Source organism: Archangium sp. (assembly GCF_036389735.1).
GTDB lineage: Bacteria > Myxococcota > Myxococcia > Myxococcales > Myxococcaceae > Archangium.
The window spans coordinates 1-18,106 of record NZ_DASVWK010001066.1 but is presented as its reverse complement, the minus strand read 5'-3'; the positions used below and the strand labels follow the sequence as shown (position 1 = coordinate 18,106).

15 protein-coding genes and 1 pseudogene are annotated in these 18,106 nt (G+C 69.3%); 8 read left to right on the top strand and 8 right to left on the bottom strand.

Translation table 11 applies throughout. The features are described from left to right. Window positions 1–390 precede the first annotated feature (390 nt). From VF794_RS38185 to VF794_RS38175, 3 genes are read left to right on the top strand one after another with little or no spacing between them, the layout of a single operon-like run. Complete coding sequence (locus VF794_RS38185) at window positions 391–984, top strand: hypothetical protein (protein ID WP_331118368.1); 594 nt, start codon at window positions 391–393, stop codon at window positions 982–984. A 16-nt stretch (window positions 985–1,000) separates the two neighbouring features. Then, window positions 1,001–1,642 (top strand): hypothetical protein, encoded by a 642-nt coding sequence (locus VF794_RS38180; protein ID WP_331118366.1) that lies wholly within the window; start codon window positions 1,001–1,003, stop codon window positions 1,640–1,642. Between the two features lie 34 nt (window positions 1,643–1,676). Then, window positions 1,677–2,156 (top strand): NUDIX hydrolase, encoded by a 480-nt coding sequence (locus VF794_RS38175; protein ID WP_331118364.1) that lies wholly within the window; start codon window positions 1,677–1,679, stop codon window positions 2,154–2,156. Here the strand turns inward: VF794_RS38175 and rpoZ are convergent. Continuing rightward, window positions 2,153–2,401: a DNA-directed RNA polymerase subunit omega gene (rpoZ, locus tag VF794_RS38170; protein WP_331118362.1), complete on the bottom strand. Its 249-nt coding sequence runs from the start codon at window positions 2,399–2,401 to the stop codon at window positions 2,153–2,155. The genes VF794_RS38175 and rpoZ overlap by 4 nt on opposite strands. A 170-nt stretch (window positions 2,402–2,571) precedes the next feature. On the opposite strand from rpoZ, the gene VF794_RS38165 reads away from it, so the two are divergent. Together VF794_RS38165 and VF794_RS38160 are read left to right on the top strand one after the other, a co-directional pair. Next, complete coding sequence (locus tag VF794_RS38165; RefSeq protein ID WP_331118360.1) at window positions 2,572–3,912, top strand: sensor histidine kinase; 1,341 nt, start codon at window positions 2,572–2,574, stop codon at window positions 3,910–3,912. A 112-nt stretch (window positions 3,913–4,024) separates the two neighbouring features. Next, window positions 4,025–4,891 carry a hypothetical protein gene (locus tag VF794_RS38160; protein WP_331118358.1) on the top strand — a complete coding sequence of 289 codons (867 nt, stop codon included), beginning with the start codon at window positions 4,025–4,027 and terminating at the stop codon, window positions 4,889–4,891. Here VF794_RS38160 and VF794_RS38155 read toward each other — a convergent pair. Next, window positions 4,825–5,664: a YhfC family intramembrane metalloprotease gene (locus tag VF794_RS38155; protein WP_331118356.1), complete on the bottom strand. Its 840-nt coding sequence runs from the start codon at window positions 5,662–5,664 to the stop codon at window positions 4,825–4,827. The two genes, VF794_RS38160 and VF794_RS38155, sit on opposite strands and share 67 nt — an antisense overlap. A 72-nt stretch (window positions 5,665–5,736) precedes the next feature. Between VF794_RS38155 and VF794_RS38150 the strand changes: the two genes are divergently transcribed. Continuing rightward, the gene (locus VF794_RS38150) at window positions 5,737–6,915 is read left to right on the top strand and encodes an ABC transporter substrate-binding protein (RefSeq protein WP_331118355.1); all 1,179 of its coding nucleotides are present in this window, start codon (window positions 5,737–5,739) and stop codon (window positions 6,913–6,915) included. A 4-nt stretch (window positions 6,916–6,919) separates the two neighbouring features. Here VF794_RS38150 and VF794_RS38145 read toward each other — a convergent pair whose 3' ends face one another. Continuing rightward, entirely contained in the window at window positions 6,920–11,683 is a 4,764-nt protein-coding gene (locus tag VF794_RS38145; RefSeq protein WP_331118353.1) for a metallophosphoesterase, read from the bottom strand. 148 nt (window positions 11,684–11,831) lie between these two features. Here VF794_RS38145 and VF794_RS38140 point away from each other — a divergent pair, with 148 nt between their 5' ends. Continuing rightward, window positions 11,832–12,737 (top strand): hypothetical protein, encoded by a 906-nt coding sequence (locus VF794_RS38140; RefSeq protein WP_331118351.1) that lies wholly within the window; start codon window positions 11,832–11,834, stop codon window positions 12,735–12,737. A gap of 55 nt (window positions 12,738–12,792) precedes the next feature. Then, window positions 12,793–13,761 (top strand): C39 family peptidase, encoded by a 969-nt coding sequence (locus VF794_RS38135; protein WP_331118349.1) that lies wholly within the window; start codon window positions 12,793–12,795, stop codon window positions 13,759–13,761. 14 nt (window positions 13,762–13,775) lie between these two features. Here the strand turns inward: VF794_RS38135 and VF794_RS38130 are convergent, their stop codons facing one another. From VF794_RS38130 to VF794_RS38110, 5 genes and pseudogenes are all read right to left on the bottom strand, one after another. Beyond that, window positions 13,776–14,735: a hypothetical protein gene (locus VF794_RS38130; RefSeq protein WP_331118347.1), complete on the bottom strand. Its 960-nt coding sequence runs from the start codon at window positions 14,733–14,735 to the stop codon at window positions 13,776–13,778. Between the two features lie 13 nt (window positions 14,736–14,748). After that, window positions 14,749–16,362: a caspase family protein gene (locus VF794_RS38125; protein ID WP_331118345.1), complete on the bottom strand. Its 1,614-nt coding sequence runs from the start codon at window positions 16,360–16,362 to the stop codon at window positions 14,749–14,751. Further along, a complete protein-coding gene (locus tag VF794_RS38120) occupies window positions 16,359–17,111 on the bottom strand; it encodes an ACP synthase (protein WP_331118343.1) in 753 nt (250 codons plus the stop codon). Before VF794_RS38120 ends, VF794_RS38125 begins: the two co-directional genes overlap by 4 nt. After that, window positions 17,108–17,647 carry a sigma-70 family RNA polymerase sigma factor gene (locus VF794_RS38115; protein WP_331118341.1) on the bottom strand — a complete coding sequence of 180 codons (540 nt, stop codon included), beginning with the start codon at window positions 17,645–17,647 and terminating at the stop codon, window positions 17,108–17,110. Before VF794_RS38115 ends, VF794_RS38120 begins: the two co-directional genes overlap by 4 nt. A 9-nt stretch (window positions 17,648–17,656) precedes the next feature. Continuing rightward, a pseudogene (locus VF794_RS38110) lies at window positions 17,657–18,106 on the bottom strand (hypothetical protein); the annotation flags it as partial.

Below are 18,106 nucleotides of genomic sequence, written 5' to 3'. Positions count from 1 at the left end.
GATAGGGGCCCCGGCGTCCGGGACACCCGTGGGGGGGTTGAATGGGGCCTCGCGGCCCAGGGCCGGTAGCACTCACACCTCACGAGTGCTAACCGGCCAGCGCGCGGGATAATAACCAGGGAAGTCGACCCGTCAAGCGAGGCGGGATTGGAGGGCTAGCGCGCGCCAAGTCCCCGTCACAACTGGGGTTTCGCGGCTCTGTCGTCTAGTACACGCCCCCGCAGGCCAGGGGGGCGGGCGTGCTCGGGCTAGCAGTCGCGGGGGTCGAGTGCCAGCGTAAGTACCCGGAATGTTTGAGGGTCTCTTTGCGAGGCGGGGTGGGCCGTTGGTATCTTTTTCAGTGTTGTCCCCCGGCTCGCAATCCCCGGGGGATCGGGAGGTCGAGAGTCCATGAGTCAACTGGTGACGGCCCTGTCATTGAAGGAGTTCTTCAAGACGCTGTTGGATGAAGTCATCCGGCGGCACCGGCTGGCGGTCGCGGAGACGACCGAGTTCTATCTGGTGAACCTGCTGGCCGAGTTCGCCACGACCGACAACCTCTTCAGCAAGGGAGAGGACGGGCGCAAGGAGCAGGAGCCGCTGGCGATGCTCTACCACCGGGCCCTCCAGCAGGAGCGCGACGAGCGCATCCGCACCTTGAGGCGCCTGGGAGATGTGTCGCTCTATCAAGCAGGCTTCTTCTCCGACGCGCTGCGCGAGGGCCCGGTCGGGCAGGACTACTACATCCAGATGGGCGGGGCGGCGTATGGGCAGGTGGCCGACCTGGCCCCCGCCGCGGGTTTCGCCGCCGTCTACCGGGAGCTGAGCGCCCGCTTCCGCGCGCTGGTGGACGTGCTGGAGGAGATTTCCGCGCGCGGGCTGGCGAGCACCGGCCCCGAGGGCGCCCTCAAGGTGTACGAGAGCTGGGTGCGCACCGGGAACAACCGGCTGGAGCAGGTGCTGGTGGATGTGGGCATGGTGACGCCCAAGGGCATGCCCAACTGAGCCCGCGAGGTCATCCATGATCGGCCGCGTGCAAGATCACCTGGAGGCCATCTACGGGATTACCTGCGCCGCGCGGGCGGAGGGCTTCCTGGTGGACAGGGAAGCCGCCGTGCTGCTCGGCGCCACCGGGCGGGCGGATGAGGAACTGCTGGTGTCCGAGGGCAATGGGGAGCTGGAGCTCGCCCTGTACCTCGCCCCCGCGCTGCTGCACCGCCTCAAGCCCTACGAGACCGGCTCCGTCCACTCCCTGCTGGAGCGCGAGCTGGACGGCTTCTGCCAGGTCGCCGAGGGCGTCTCCCACTTCGTCTACGTGGCGCACACCGCCGTACATGGGCGCACCGTGTCCCTGCTGGAACTGGAGGCACAGGCGGAGGTGGACAAGTTCGCCCTGTGCCTGTTGCACCGATGGGGAGAGGGGGTGGGGGAGTGGGCCGAGGAGCTGCTGCGGCGGCTGTTCGACCAGGTGTCCTACCGGGCGAAGCTGTCCGAGGCGGAGCGCTGGCGGTACGAGGAAGCCAATCGGCTGTCGCGCAACTACTGTGGCCGGCTGATGGGGCACGTGTCGGGCCGGCGGCTGGAGCGGCTCCTGTCCGAGCTGCGTTACGCCTACCGGTTGGGGGCAGAAGCCAAGCTGCGGCACTTCGCGCAAGTCTTCTGAAAGGCGGGCCCCGCTTCGGTTACCCTCGGGGCGTATGCCGCGCGAGGCCTCCGCTGGAGGAGTCGTCATTCGAGGTGAGGGGAGCGAGCTGGAGGTGGCCGTCATCCGGCCCCACGGCCGCTCCCTGTGGGCGCTTCCCAAGGGGCATGTCGACCCCGGGGAGACGCCCGAGCAGACCGCCGTGCGCGAGGTGTGGGAGGAGACGGGCCTGAAGGCCACGCTCGTCACGCCGCTGGGGGAGATCCGTTACGTCTACCAGTTCCGCGGGCAGCGCATCTTCAAGCGCGTCCACTTCTTCCTCTTCCGCTACCAGTCTGGCGTGCTCGGGGACATCCAGCACGCGGGGCATCGGGTGGAGGTGGACGAGACGCGCTGGGTGCCACTGGCCCGCGCGGCGGCCCTGCTAGGCTACAAGGGAGAGAAGGCCATCGCCGCGCGCGCGGCCAGGATGCTGCTGCGCGCGGGGGCCACACTCGTGCTCTCCGGGACGCGCCCGGAGGGCACGGGAGACTAGCTGGCGTTGCCGGCCTTCTCGGCCGCGGCGTACTTGCCGATCAGGGCCTCGCGCACGTCGCGGTCGAACTTGATGTGGCCAGTGGCCACCTCGCGCAGCGACAGCACGGGCGGCTTGTTCTTGGAGATCTCGATGATGGGGCGGGCACCGGCCATGAGCTGACGGGCGCGCTTGGCCGCCAGCAGCACGAGGGCGAAGCGGTTGTCGACCAGGGGGAGGCAGTCTTCGACTGTGACGCGAGCCATGGTGGGAGGGTCCTTCGCTGAAACTGGAGGGAAAGAACTGAACCTAGAGTGTGACCCCTAGCGAGTCAAGGAAGGAACGGGCAGCCGAGCAGGCGTGGGGCGGCCGGTCCGGGTTTTCACCATCCACATGTTAAGCTTTCCGGGTTTCGATGGACTTCCCGGTGCCCTTGATGTCCTGGACTCCCCCTCCGTCCGAGCCCCACACCAGCGATCGTTCCACCTGGGGCCTCATCGCGTCCATCCTCTGCTTCTACGTGGTGGATGTGATCTACCTGGGTCGCTTCGATGCCTGGGTGTTGGGGTTCCGCCTGGCGTGGGCCCTGAACCTAGTGGCCAACATGTGGCTCACCCGCCGGGTTTCCGCCGCCCAGGCGCGCTGGCTGTCGTACCCGACCGTCGGGTTCTCCACCGTTTGTGTGCTGGGAATCTCCTGGGCCATGGGCGGCGTCAGCAGTCCCTTCTTCGTCATGGTGCCCGCGATGCCGCTCGGCGTCGCCTTGATGAATCCGCGGGAAAGAGGGGCGAGCATCCTGAGTGGCGTGGTGGGTGCCATCGGAACGCTCGCGCTCGTGCTCTGGCAGGGCCGCGGCTTCGCCGAGTCGCTGACGTGGGTGCTCATGATGGTGGTGGTCACGGTGCTGGTGAACTTCCTCGCCCAGCAGACGAACCTCGCCCAGCAGGCGGAGCAACGCGCCCGGCTCGAGCGCGCCCGCCGCGAGTCGCTCGAGGCGCTGGCGCTCAGCGAGCACCGCCGGGCCCAGTCGGAGAAGCTGGCCCTCGTCGGGCGGCTGGCGGCGGGTGTGGCGCATGAGATCAACAACCCCCTGGCCTACGTGGGCGCCAACGTCGACTTCGTGCGCACCGAGCTCCTCTCGGAGGGCGAGGTGTCTCGCGAAGAGCTGAGCGAGGTGCTCGACGAGACGCGCACGGGACTCCAGCACATCCGGCAGATCGTCGCGGACCTGAAGGGCTTCGCGCGCATGGACGCCAATGAGCCCGTGGAGTGCTCGCTGGCGGATGTGGTGGCCGATGCGCTGAAGCTGGCCTCGCTCCGGCTCAAGCACGTGGCGTGGGTGCGAGTGGACGTGCCCGCGGACCTGCCGGAGATCTTCGTCGTGCGGCAGCGGCTGGTGCAGGTGGTGCTCAACCTGCTGGTCAACGCCGGCGACGTGCTGGAGTCGCACCGGGTCCAGGACGGTGAGGTGCGGGTGTCGGGCCGGGTCGACGGGGATCGCGTGGTGCTGCTCATCGAGGACAACGGCCCCGGCTTCGCCCCGCACGTGCTGCCCCGCCTCTTCGAGGCCTTCTTCACCACCAAGGGTCCCGACAAGGGCACGGGCCTGGGGCTGAACCTCTCGCGCGAGCTGGTGGAGCAGTTCGGCGGCGTGCTCGTCGCGAGCAACCGTCCAGAGGGTGGCGCACGTTTGAGCATCGAGCTTCCCAGCCGCCGGACCGACTCCGTGGAGCCGTCGTCCGCCACGCCGGGGGGCGAATTGCGCGGGGCCGCCTGAACGGTTGGTAGACCCGGCCGCTCGGGGCTGGAATGCGTCCGGTCGCCGCCCGAAAGGGACCGCTGGGCCACTGTCGTCCCGAGGTGGGCGCGGGGCCGGTTCTATTCGGGGCATGCGCTCCACTTCGACGAAGGTTCCGCGTCCCCTCTCCGTGCTCCGTGTCCTGCTCCAGGGCGTGCTGCTCGTGGCGGCGGTGGCTTCGCTGTCCATCGCCGCCGTCCTGATGCTGTGGGTTCCCTCCGTGGCACTGGCCGCGCTCTGTCTCGCGCTGGCGCCGGCGCGGCTCGCCCGACGCTTCCGGCTGGCGGCCCTCGCGGTGGGCGTGCTCGGGCTCACCGCGGGCGCGCCGCTCGCGGCCCGGGAGATTCAACACCGGCTGGACGTCATGGCCGAGCGCCTGGCCGCCAACGGCTGGCGGCTCTCGACGCCCGAGCGCGTCCAGGTGGCCACGTTGAACCTGGCGATGGGTCTGGGGGGCTACGCGCTTGGCTACCCCGAGGTCGCGAGCGAGACGCTGTGGATGTTCGTCCCCGGGCCTCGGGAGCGCGTGTGGCGGGGTGACTTCGCCATGGAGTCCTCTCTCGTGCGCGAGAACGTCCGGGCGATGCTGGAGGAGGCCCGGCGCCATGGGAAGGCGGAGGGGCCGGTGACGCTGTCGAAGCGGCGCGTGCTCTGGACGAAGCGGCAACTGGGAGAGGACTCGTTGCGAGTCGCGCTGGCGCTGAACAGCCCGCTCTGGCTGGAGGGGGTGGCCTACCGCGAGGACAAGGGCTGGCGGCTGGAGCTCCAGGGCAGGGCGGCGGTGCGCTACCCGTCCCGCAACCGCGTGCCCCTGGGCCGGCTGTTCGGCCAGCCGCTCGTCATCGAGGAGGGCCTGTTCGCCGCGCTCCAGGATGCCGGCTGGCTCCACCCCTACGTGGCGGTGTGGTCCTGGACGGTGGAGGCCGTGGGGCCCGGGTCCACGCTGGGCGCCTCCTGACGAGGGCGGAAGTGGAGGATGAGCCCCAGCCCGAGCAGGCCGAACACGGTCGTCACGCCCTCCGCGGCGACCGGGCCCGCCTTCTGGGCCGTCATCACGGTCGTCAGGTTGGCGAGGAAGTGGAACCCGACGGCGAACCAGTACCAGCGCCGTTGTCCCCTCAGGAACCGCTGCAACACCACCACGGTCATGGAGACGTGGATGAGCATCGCGCAGACCCGCTCGTAGGCGCCCAGCAGGGGCTCCCACCAGCGGAGCGCGGCGATCTGCTCCTTCGCCGCGTGCACCTGCTCGAGTTGCTCCGGTGGGAGCTTCAGCGTCGAGAGGTCCATCTTGGAGAGGACCACCACGTTGACGAGGCCGACAAGCGCGAGCCCCCCGACGAGCACCGCCGACTCGAAGCCTCCGTGCCCGACGCCGAAGCCGAGGGCGTCCTTCCAGGTCCGGTGGTCCTTGAGCGGGTATTTGAACGCGATGAGCCGCGCCGTTTCCTCGAAGAGGCCGGCGGTGATGCTCAGCACGACGAGCCAGCCGGTCATCAGGACCGCCGAGGTCTTCAACGGCTCGCGGAGCAGGTACTGGATGACCTGCACCGCCGGGACCCGGGTGAACATCTGCGAGAGGGCGAAGGCCAGCGCGCCGATGCCAAGCACCTTCCAGGTCACGCCCAGCTTCCGCCGCGCCCACAGCACTACCGCCACCGGCATCAGCACGTCGAAGGCGATCGCCACCACGAAGCTGGCGATCAGCCGCACATCGAGTTCGGAAAGCACGCGCACTCCTCCTTCGTTCCGACCCTATATGGCCTCCATCGTCCGTGCGAGAGTGTGCGCACGGAGACCGCCATGTTTCGCCTCGTCCCGCTGCTCGCCACCTTCGCCCTGTGCTCCCTCGCCTGTGAGCGGAAGTCCCCGCCTCCCCCAGCGCCGGAGTCCACCCCCGCGCGGCAGCGCGCTCCCTCGGAGCAGGGGCCGATCGTGATTGGCATGTTGGGGAGCCTCACGGGCTCGGAGGCCTCGTTCGGCACGGTGGTGCGGGACGGCATCCAGTTCGCGGTGGATGAGGTGAATGCCGCGGGCGGAGTGCGCGGGCAAAAGGTGGAACTCCGCGCCTACGACACCCAGGGGAAGATCGAGGAGTCGGTGGCCGCGGCCAAGCGCCTCCTCACCCAGGACAAGGTGGTGCTGCTCCTCGGGGATGTGACGTCGTCCGGCTCGCTGGCCATCGCGGACGCGGTGCAGGCCGCTCGGGTGCCCATGGTGACGCCCTCGTCCACCCACCCGGCGGTGACCAGGAAGGGCGACTTCGTCTTCCGCACCTGCTTCATCGACCCCTTCCAGGGGGGCGCCATGGCACGCTTCGCCCGGGAGAACCTCAAGCTCGAGCGTGTGGCCGTGCTGCACGACAGCAAGAACGCGTCCTCGCTCGGGCTGAGCGAGACCTTCTCCGAGGCCTTCAAGAAGCTCGGCGGGACGGTGGTGGTGGTGGAAGCCTACTCAAAGGGAGACACGGACTACCGCGCGCCGCTGCTGGCGGTGAAGAAGGCGAAGCCGCAGGCGGTGTACCTGCCGGGCTTCTACAGCGAGGTGGGGATCATCGCCCGCCAGGCGCGCGAGCTCGGGTTGACGCAGCCGCTGCTGGGCGGGGATGGCTGGGACTCGGAGCGTCTGTACGAGCTGGCGGGAGGTGCCCTGGAGGGCTCCTACTTCTCGTCCCACTACGCGATGGACAACCCCGCACCCGAGCTGCGGCGCTTCGTCTCCGCGTTCCAGGCGCGCTACGGCCGGTCGCCCGAGGCCGCCTCCGCGCTGGGCTATGACGCCGCCAAGGTGGCGCTCGCGGCCATCGAGCGTGCGAAGTCGCTCTCGGGCTCGGACATCCGCGACGCCATCGCCAGCACGAAGGACTTTCCCGGAGCCACGGGCCACATCACCCTGGACGCCGACCGCAACCCGGTGAAGCCCGCTGTCATCCTCACCATTCGCGACGGCCAGGCGCGCTTCGCCGCCGCCGTGACGCCGTGAGCCCTCAGGGCAGCTTCACCTCGTAGAAGGGCAGGGGGTTGCGATCGCCTGGCTTCTCTCCGGGCCACACCGCCCACGCCTCCCACGCGCCGCCCTGCTTGCGCAGGCAGCGCGTATGGACCTTGACCGAGCCGAGGTCTCGCCGCACCTCCAGCAGGTTGTACAGGCGCGGCACGGACTCCGGGCGGTGGTAGGTGGGGGCGCCGAAGCTGCCGGCCCCCATGACGTGGAGCTTCCGGGTGGGGTGGAGATAGCCCACGAGGTCCGCGCGATCCTCGTGGACGTGCCCATGCATGCACAGGCGCACGTTCGCCTGCTGGAGCCTCCTGAGGAACGCATCGTCCTGGATCTTCTCGTTGCCCGTGACGGGGTGATGCAGGACGGAGATGCGCAGCACCTTGTCGTGCTCCCGCAGCTTCCCGGCTCGACGCGCATCGGCGAGCTGACGCTCCGCCTCGACCAGCCCGTGGGAGAGCGCCCCCTCGTGGATGCCCGAGCGCTCCTGGAAGCTCTCGTCGATCTGCCAGGCGGAATTCAGCGCCAGGAACTGGAGGCGCGAGTCGAAGAACGAGGACACCACACACTGCTGTGTGGCGGTCAGCGGATACTCCTTCTGCTGGAGCGGATGGTAGAAGTGCTGGGAGAAGTTCTTGAAGCGCTCCGGGTACTTCGCGTCGTCGCGCAGGAGGAGCGAGCCGTCCCCCAGCTCGCGATAGGTGCCGGGGACGAGGCGGCTCGCCTCCACCTGTCGCTTCTTCTTCCAGACGTACGCCTCGGTGTCCCAGTCCAGGTCGTGGTTGCCGGGGACGATGATGCAGCGCTCGGCCGTCAGCCCGAACTCCTGGATGAGCCCGGAGACGAACTGGTAGGCCTTCTCGAACTCCTGGGGCGAGGCCCGGTTCGTGAGATCGCCGGAGATGACGAGATGGTCCAGGCGCTCCACACCCGGGCCGTCGAGGTTGTGCATCAGGTCGGTGATGAGCGGTTGGAGCAGGTTGACCGGATCGTCACCCGCGCCGAGGTGGAGATCGCTCAAGTGGAGGATGCGCAGCGGCGTGTCCGGGGTGGTGGACTCCACCCGGGCCTCGGAGATCTCCGCCCTCGTCGCGGCGACGCTCTGGGAGCGCTGCTCCTGGACGTGGGTACGGAGGGCCTGGAGTTGCCGCGCGAGCGCCGGATTGCTCTCCCTCGACTGCTGGGCGCCGGGGGTGAGCGGGGTCCGGCGATCGCAGCGCTGGCACCCGATGTCGGTGAGTCCCTCGGCGAGGCGCTCCCGGACGGTCTCCTCTGGGAACTCCTTGCCGCACGCGCAGGTGATGGACAGCCGCTCCAGCAGCTCGACGCCGTGCTCGCGCAGGTGCTCCTCGATGATGTTCACAAACAGCTCACGCGTCGACTTCGGAGTCTCCGTGTCGAAATAGACGTCCAGGCGCGCGAGCCCCCGTGCTCCCTGGCCCACGTGCTGGACCTTGCGCACTCCCGAAGTGTCCGTGCCCGCCCGACCGAACTCCGCGCGATCCTCCCACAGGCGCATCGCGCCGAACCGTTGGCTCATGGCCAGCAAGGCGATGAGCGACGCGTAGATGGTGTCGATGGGTCCGGAGAAGTCGTAGCAGAGCGAGACGGCGTGCGTGAAACCAGGGCCCGCGTCCTGTTGGAGCGGTTGGAAGAGGGAAGGGAAGATGAGCAGTCCCTGGTGCACCAGGCACAGGTCGTGCTGGAGCAACATCTGGATGACGCAGTCGAGCACCATGAGTTCCTGATCCCGGCGCAGGCGCTCCTTCTGGGGGATGCGGGGGAAGCTCATCTCGGGAGACATCACCGTCGCCACGTCGATGGCGGGGACCCCATGCGGGTTGTCGCGAGCGGCGAGGACGATCGAGCCCGCGTAGCGCTCCACCTGCTCCACCTCCAGGATGAGCGCCCGCGTGCCGTCGGCCAACCAGGTGTCGGCGACGAGGCCCTGTCTGCTGAGCTGGGCGACGACGATCCGCAGGGCCTCCGGATCGATGGGGCCGTCCGCTCCCTCGCGAAGTTCCTCTTGGAGGTCCGCCAGCAGGAGCACCACCCGCCCCGCCTGCCGCAGGCGCTGGAGGTGCTGTCGGATGCGCTGGAAGAGCCTGGGGCGGCTGACCCTCTCGATGTTCTCCCAGTCGATGGTCCGGGCCAGCTGGTGCTTCAGCTCGGAGATGCCGCGGCCCGTCTTCGCGCTGGTCGGCAGATACGCCGTGTACTTCCCCTGCTCGACGAGGTTGCGGAGGGCCGGCAGGTTCTCGGGGGCGTGCTCGTCGTCCAGCTTGGTGCCCACCAGGAGCTTCTGGACGGGGCGGGCACTGGTCTGCGCCAGGAAACGCTGGTTCCATCCCTCCAGCTCGTCGAGCGCCGACTGCCCGCGTCCGGGCTCCATCACCATCAGGGCCACGGTCGAATCCCGGAGGAAGAGCTGGTGCACGAGCCGGTACTCGCTCTGCCCGCCCATGTCCCACAGGATGAGCTCCCGCTGGGGAGCGGCCGTCTTGCTCGCGGCCTCGGGTGGCTCCAGGGGGATGGACCAGAACTGCATGCCATGGGTGGAGCCCAGCTCCTCGTAGCTGTCCTTGACCATGCGCAGCGCCAGACAGCTCTTGCCCGCACGGCCCTCGCCGACCAGCACCACCTTGGCGGTGATGGCCTGGACGGTGGCGGGCTCCTCGCGGGAACGCAGCAGGGCGTCGACGTCGAGTTCCCAAGTGCGGACGCCGCGCCCTCCGGGGGTAAGGCTGGCCAGGACGTGCCTCGTGGGAGAGAAGGCCAGCACACCGGAGGAGTGCCGTGGGGTTGGCTCCTCGAGCCGGGCGACCGGCTCCCAGGTATCGGTGCGGAAGAGGCGGACGGTTCCGTCGAACGACTTGGACGCCAGCAGCCGTCCGTCGAAGGAGAACGCCACTGCGGTGACCATGTCCGTGTGGAGTTCCAGCGTGGTGACGGGCACGGCCTTGTTGACGTCCCAGATATGGATGAGCCCATCACGGGAGGCCAGCGCCATCCGTTTCGCCCCTGGCATCCAGGCGAGGTGCAGGATGGCGTCATCGTTTCCGAGTACGTGCTCCGTTCGCTCGAAGGTGATGGTGTCCTTCGTCCACAACACGTCCCAAAGGAGGAGCGTGTCTTCTCCGGAGCCACCGCACGCGAGCATCTGCCCATCGGGTGACCAGGCGAGGCAGAGCACCACCGGATTCAGGGGCGAGCTGAGTGGCTCGGTGGCGACGAGTGCCCACGTCTTGGTGTCCCAGATCTCGATGGAGCGATACGAGGTCGCCACGGCGAGCAGACCCCGAGAAGACCAGGCGACATTCTGCCCCTGGGTCTTGAGCAAGGGGGGAGTGCCACGAGTGAGGTGGACGTCGCTCACATTCCAGAGTCGCACGAACTCCGGGTCGCGAGAGGCCAGCATCTGGCCATCTGGCGAGAAGCAGAGGTCGACGATCTTGGAATCGTGTTCCCGGGCGACCCAGCGGGGAGCCGCCTCCCCCGGTTTCCAGTAGTGAATCTCCCCGGACGAGAGCCCGAGGGCGAGGGCTTCTCCCGTTGGCGCCCAGGCGAGCCAGCCCACCATCTCGTAGCCCGTGTTCAGCATCCCCTGGAGCTTCAATCCAGCGGGGTGCTGGGGGACGAGGTTCGCCGTCTGAGGTGCGACAGGCGCCGGAGCAGGTGGGGAGCGCAGGGTCGCGCTCGGTACTGCTGGGGGAGCCGCGGGGCGTGGGATGGAGGAGCCGGGGAGGACTGGGGTCTCCTTCAACGGGAAGGAGATCGTGACGGATTCGTCCTTCTCGAGGGGATACCGTTCATCGGGAACGAGCACGGGACCGCCCATCCTCGAGAAGGAGACGACGCGGGGAAAGAGCCGGAGTCGCCCCGAGGTGTCCCGGATATCGATCTCGCCCGCGGCATAGCCCATCTGGACGGACGACTCCCGGGTGCCCGAGAGCGTTCCGCTGAAGAGGGAGGGCGCCTGGTAGTAGGGGACGGGATGGGCCAACGACGAGAGCGGCTCCGTGGAAGGGCTCGGCGGCTGCCAGCCTCCGCACAGGTGCAGGAAGTAGCGACCCTTGGGCGCGATGCCGTTCTGGAGCAGCAGGGTCAACGCCTGGTAGCGGAGCAGGGGGGGCATGTGGTGCGTGAGCAGCAGCACCGTGTTCTTCTCGCTGGCCCAGGCCCGAACGTCGTGATCGGAGCCCATCGAGAGCTGCTCCTCGGAGATCTCGTAGTTGCTCTCCGCCTTCTGGAAGTTCGAGTTCAGACCGACGATGCCGATGTCCAGACCCTGCTTGCGTACCGTCAGGGCGAAGTCGCCTGGGAGCAGTCCCCTGTGCAGGCTCGTCTGGAGGCCCTTGGGCGGGTGCGTCCTCTGCCATTCCTCGAGCCAGTCACAGAAGGGCGTGAAGGCCTCCTGGACGAATTGCTTGGGCTCGTTGGGTTCGGGGTTGGCGAAGGCCTCCCTGACTTTCTGTGCGTTCAGCGCCGGGTCCTGCACGGGGAGCCGAGAAGCCTCCTGGGTGCCCGGCACGGCGAGCAGGAAGGGCTCCGAGCCCAGGGTGCGCAGAAAGACCCAGAATGACTCCATCGAGCTGTTCAGCAGCTCGAACTCGCGATTGCTTCCCCTGTGCGTGAGACCGCCCGAGATCAGCACCAGGTCCCAGGGGCCGGTGCGCTCATGCAGCTTGCGCAGGTCGCGCTCGAACTCTTCCCTGTACTCAGGCCGCAGCCAGCCCGCGCCGCGAGTTCCCACGTGAAGGTCCGACAGATGAAGCCAGCTCAGCCGCGCCAAGGGCCCTCCCACGCAAGGTCGACGAGACGGGCTGGAGCAGAGCCTCCCCGGGAGTGGGCGTCAATGAGGTGATGTGCCAGACTTCGCGCGCACCGCTGGAGGGGCCTCAATGCTCATGCACTTCCGCGCCGCGCTCGTCGTGGCGCTGCCGTTGTTCCTCGTCTGCTGCACCAGCAACGGGCCTCGTCCCGAGACCGTCCTCGCCTCGGGCCAGTCAGGTCCTGCGGCGCTCGTCTCCGATGGCACCCACCTCTATTGGGTCAACGCCACGGGTGGTCAGGTGATGCGCCTGCCGCTCGCCGGGGGCTCCCCCGAGGTGCTCGCCTCCGGTCAGGCCCAGCCCGAGGCCCTGGCGCTCAGTGCGAGCCACGTGTACTGGGCCAATCGTCAGAACGGAACCGTGATGCGCGTCCCGCTCGCGGGCGGAACCGTCACCGGGGTGGCCAGCGATCAGGGCACCCCGCGCGCGGTGGCCGTGGCGGGGAACCACGTCTACTGGTCCGACGCGAGCGGGCTCTTCATGCGCGCGCTGCTCGCCGGGGGCACTCCGGAGCCCGTGAGCCCGAGCACCAGCGGGCCCAACGCCATCGCCACCAACGCCACGCACGTCTACTGGACCAACGCGGATGGCTCCGTCCGCCGCGCGCCGCTCGCCGGAGGCCCGGAGGAACTCCTCGCCAAGGGGGACCTCAACGCCACGAGCCTCGCGCTCGACGCCAACCACGTCTATTGGACGACCTTCTGGGGCGGCCTCTACCGCGTGCCCCTGGCCGGCGGGACGCAGGAGACGCTGGCGGAGGGCGAGGACCATCCGCGTGCCCTCGCCCTGGACGGTTCCTTCCTCTATTGGGCCGCTGGCGGCGGGAGCGGAACCATCCGCCGGCTGGCGCGCTCGGGTGGAAAGCCCGAGACCTTCGCCGCCGAGCAAGCGGAACCTACCGGAATCGTTCTGGATTCCGGCCACATCTACTGGGTGAACGAGGCCGGCGGCACCCTCGTGCGCGCCCCCCGGTAGCAACTTCCGCACGCCTTTCGCGACAATCCCGCAAAACACTTCGGAGACCTCATTCATGAGCAGGATTGGTGGACCTTTCAGGCAGGTGCAGGCGCAGATTCTCAAGAACGCGGAATCCGCCGCGTCCGCCGCGACGCCCAAGGCCGTCGCGACGCCCAAGGCCGCCATCCTGGGTCAGGTGAAGGACCTGTTCTCCGCCGCCCCCAGCGAGGCCCTCGCGGGCACGAACCACTCGGCCTTCGCCGGGCCGTACGGCAGGGCTCCCAGCGGCGTCCGGAAGCTGTCCCCCAACGACCTGGGCGTGCTGCCGCAGGACCAGGGCAACACCAACGCGTGCGGCACCACGTCGCTCGCCAACGTGATGAGCCACTGGGGGATGCCGCGCACGCACGACCAGATCGACAACTCCATCCGGGCCTTCGACCTGTTCACCGCGCCCGACAAGCTGGTGGAGTACGCGCGCGACAACGGGCTGAACGCCCAGATCAAGAACGACGCCACGATCGACGACATCGCCAAGATGGTGGACCAGGGCGTGCCGCCCATCGTCCTGATGGACCCGGGTGACGAGTCGGACCTCAACCTGCACTACGTGACGGTGTCCGGTTACAACCGCGACGCGAACGGGAAGATCACCGACGTGGTCATCGCGGACAGTGCCGGTGGCGAGCGCTATACGATGCCGATCGAGGAGTTCCAGCAGAAGTGGGACAACCTCAAGATGAAGAACCTCGGCACCGGGTTCAACAACGTGATGATCACCACCGTGCCCAAGGATGGCCGGATGATCACCGGTGGTGACGGCGTGCAGCGGAGCGCCTCGGACATCCGGCTGCCCAAGAGCTCCGTCTTCAGCACCCTCAAGTCGATGGCCGCGCGTGGGCTGGCCAACCTCTTCTCCAACGGTGCGCTGCTGGCCGAGAAGGTGTGGAACGGGGCCAAGGCGGTCGGCGAGGCCGTCGTCGATGGGGCCAAGGCCGTCGTCAAGGGCGCCAAGAAGCTCTTCAAGAAGCTCTTCGGCTGAGCGGGCCAGCGCCCTCAGCGCTCCAGCGCGGAGACGTCCGGGCAGGCGGAGGCATCGCCCACCACGGACGTCTCCCAGCTGCGTTTCCTGTAGGTGATGCGGAAGCCGGCATCCCAGCACTCGACGTGCGTGGCCGTGTAGCCCGCCGGCACGTCTCCCCCCGTCACCACCACGAGCCCCACGCCTCCCCGGTCCCGCGTCCATCGGCTGAGGATGGTCAGCTTCTCCTTCTGTCCGCCTGGGAGGACGTCGGTGTCCTCGAGCACGAAGCCCATTTCTCCCAGGCCGCTGGGAAGCTCGCGGTACGCATAGAGGAGCTCGGACGCGCTCTGGGATGAGGCGGGCACGAAGCGCATCCGCACGTGGATGGGCGGCTCGCGCGTCTGGTAGCCGATGTCCAGCCGCGCCAGGTTCGCCAGCCCGCCCACGTCGAAGCCATGGGCCTTCGTCTCCGCGACCAGGAGCCTCACCAGCCCCTCGCCCTCGCGCAGCCCTCCATTCGCCTGGAAGGTGCCCTCCAGCGCCGTCCACCACGCCGCCTCGTCGGAGCCCCTGGGACGGTACTGGAGCCGGTAGTCGAAGCGCTCGGCCGCGCGGGCCATCAGGAAGCGCACCTCGTGGCCGGGATGGCGCGGGTCGGGCCAGGGTCCCCACACGCGCAGGTCCGGCGCACGTGTCGTCGGCGGCCGCTCCCGGATGTTCTCCAGCAGGGTGAGCAGCCCGTCCAGCCCGCGGTTGAACCTGTCCGAGGCTCCGCGTGTGTCCTCGTAGAGCGAGGAGCGCTCTCCCATGGCCAGGGCGGCCGCGTGCTGGCGCGAACCGCCTTCGCTCACGGTGCCCTCGGAGCCGGGCAGCTTGGCGGCCAGGTCCTCACGCGCGGGCAGGGCGTTGAGGAACTCGAGATCGTCGTTGGAGAAGTTCCCACCGCACGCGGCGGCGAGACAGCCCAGGAGGAGGAGCCAGGAAATCCGCATCACGCGCTCCCTGTCAGAGGCGGTACGTCACGAGCGCTCCGAGCTCCCAGTAGCCCAGGGAGCGCTTCGCGTCGACGTTGTAGAGGAGGTAGTGGACGCGCGCGCGCCCGGTGAGCTCGAAGCGGCCCGGGAGGCGCCAGCGCACGCCGGCCACGAGGCCCGGAGTGAGCACCGCGTAGAACTGGTCCGGCAGGCTCGCGTCCTCGAAGTCGCGCCCCATGACGAGGTAGGCCAGCCGCGCCCCGACGAAGGGGGACACGCTCCCGAGGGGGAACTCGGCCACCAGGGAGGTGCCCACCGTCAGCAGCGAGTAGCGGTAGCTCGGGCCCGAGAGCGTGGGGAGTTCCAGGGTGGCGCGCCGCCCGCCCAGCGAGAGGTCGAAGTCCCAGCGCCAGTCCTCGCGGAAGTAGTGGTGCAGGCCCACCTCCAGGCCCATCAGCGGCGTGGAGAGGAAGAGCTGCTCGCGGGTGGGGGCGTCGAAGAAGGAGTGGTAGCCGCCAGTGAGCCCCAGCGTCCAGGAGGTGCGGAGCGCGCGCTCCTTCGAGGGCACGCCCTTCACCGGGTCATCCGAGAAGGGGGCGTCCCGCAGCCGCGACTCGTCGAGCACCGTGGTGCGTCCGCGCCGGACCTCGGTCTCGCCGACGCGCAGCCGGTCCGCCAGCCGGCGCTTCACCTTATATGCGCCCGGGGCCAGGGCCACGCGCCGCTCCACGTCCGGGGCCTTGTCCAGCTCCGCCACCACGGCGCCGCTCGGGTCCACGAAGTAGTAGGCCCCGGCGGGCGCGGTGCGAGGCACCAGCAGCCCCTCGTCGCGCACCCGTAGATCCGTCAGCACCAGGTCGCCATTGCCGGCCAGGTCGTAGCTGAAGGTGGGGTGCTGGGGCCCGGCGCTGCTGTCCGCGGTGTCCGCGACGGTGCGGGCGTAGGCATGGGAGTAGGCCTCGAAGAGCGTCACCTGTCCGTCGCCCGAGCGATCCGCGTCCCCCATCAGTCCACTGGTCAGGTGGTGCGAGAAGAAGCTGCCGCCCAGCAGGTCCGACTCCTGCGAGTCCTCGTCCGACGCGCTGGAGGTGAGGATGACGAGCCCCCGGGCGTCCCGCGAGGCCCCCGATTCGATGGCGAAGGCCGGCGCGCGCCGGGCCCCCTTCGTCCGCGTGAGCGCCCCCGAGCGGCACGAGTCCAGGATGGCGATGCGGATGTCCGCGGGCGCCGCCGACAGCCGGCGTTTCAGGGCCTCGAAGTCGAGCTGGCTGTCTCCCAGCCGCAGCGAGCCGTCCTTCGCGTGGCCCGAGTAATAGAGGAGGAGCGTGGTGCGCTCACCCCGGGCCCGGGCGGCCCGGGCGCTCGCCTCCAGCTCGGACAGCGCCCGGAGGAAGTCGTCCGCGTCATCGTCCAGCAGCAGCCGTGCGTCGCCGGGCTCCACTCCGCCGAGCCGCAGCAACAGGTCGTGCATCTTGCGCGCGTCGTCCCGCGCGAAGCGCAGCGGCCGGGTGTCCGCGCCGCCCTCGTCGTTGCCCGCCACCAGCGCGAAGCGGCGCGGCGACTCCGCCTGGACGCTCGTCGCCAGCAGCAGCGCCAGGGCGAGCGCCCACGCGGAGAGGGAGCAGCTCGGGGCTCGTGGCTTCATGGCTTGCGCAACAACCAGTGAAGCTCCTCACCCTCCACGCCCAGCGAGGGCAGGGTCGCCACGTTCCGCCCGGACACCTCCCAGGCGCGCCGCGCCGCGTCCCGCACCGTCTCCACCCGCAGTGGCTCATCGGAGAGCACCACCACCACGCGCTCCAGGCCCGCGCCCCGGAAGTCCACGCTGTCCGGCAGCCAGTGCGTCCCGGCACCCGTCTCCACGGGGAGACTCGGTCCCGTGGCGGGGTAGAGCGCCGACACCTCTCCCGCCTCGTCCACCGACACCGCGAGCACGTACCGGTGCTCTCCCGCCACATACCCCAGCCGCACCCGCTCGCCCGGTGCGAGCGCCTCGGTGGCTCCCGGGGAGACGGCGCGCTGGGCCATTCCGTCTCCACCGATGCGCAGCTCCGCGGTGGCGCCACCCTTGAGCCGGTTGGTGGGGGGTTGGGAGAGCAGGGGCCGCACCGCCACCGTCAGCAGCACCGTGGCCGCCACCGCCACCAGCAGCCCGTTGAGCCGGGGCCGCGAGGGCTCCGAGGACGGCTTGCGCAGGGCCCGGTCCACGCCGGCCGAGAAGCGCTCGAAGGGAATCTCCGCCTCGAAGCGGGCCTGGTTCGCCTCCAGGCCCTTCAGCACGCCCTGGCACTGCGTGCACGAGGACACGTGGGCCTGGGCCTGCTGGGACTCCGCGCCCGCGAGCTCTCCGGCGTGCAGCCGCCGCAGCCTCCACTCCGTCAGGTGCGTGCTCATGGGATCTTCAGCTCCTCGTTCGTCAGGGCGGCGAAGCGCTCCAGCCGCTTGCGCACCGTGGGCACCGAGCGCCCCAGCATCGCGGCCACCTCTTCCAACGTCATCCCGTCCACCCAGTAGTGCACCACCGCCGTCTGGGTCTCCAGGTCCACCCGCGAGAGCAGGGACCGCACCAGCTCGCGCGTCTCCATCGCCTGCTCCCCGCCGCTTCCCTCCGGGCGGGCCGTCTCGTCCCGCTCGAACCAGCGCCGCCAGGGGGCCCGCTCCGCGCGGAGCTGGTTGAGGCAGTGGTGGGTGGCGATCTTCATCAACCACCCCAGCGGCGAGGACTCGGCGCGCAGCTCGTCCGAGTGGGTGAGGGCGCGGGCGAACACCTCCTGCATCGCGTCCTCGGCCTTCGTCGCGTCCTTCAACAGGTAGCGGCAGCGCCCGTACACGCTGCCGCCATGGGTCGAGTACAGCTCGCGCAGGAACGCGCGCCGATCCTTCTGGCCACCATGAATGACCTTCAGGGCTGGTTGGGTCGTTCCCGCCATGCCCCGAGCTTACAACGAGGAGTAGACGGCGGGCGTGAAGGCGCAGTCGGTCGCCTCGGTGCCGTAGTTGTCCTGGGGGTTGGCCCAGCTGGCCCACAGGAAGCGGCTGGCGAAGGCGGTGTCCCAGCACTCGTTGGCCTTGAGCTCGGAGCCGGCCGGCACATCTCCACCGGACAGCTTGACATCCGAGCGGCCCGCGCCCGTCTGGAGCCAGCGGCTCTTGATGGTGAGGGTCTCCGGGTTCGCGCTCACCTTGAGGTAGTTCTCGACCTTCTTGAAGTCGAACTGGCCGCCCTGGCCCGGGGTGGCGGCGTAGCGGTAGTCCAGGTCCACGCGCTTGGACTTGTTGTCATCCCACACCTGGCGGAACGCCGCGTCCACGGAGATGACGCTCTGGGCATCCTGGCGCGAGTACTTCACCGAGAACCGGCCCACGTTGGCATCGCGCTCGGGCAGCGT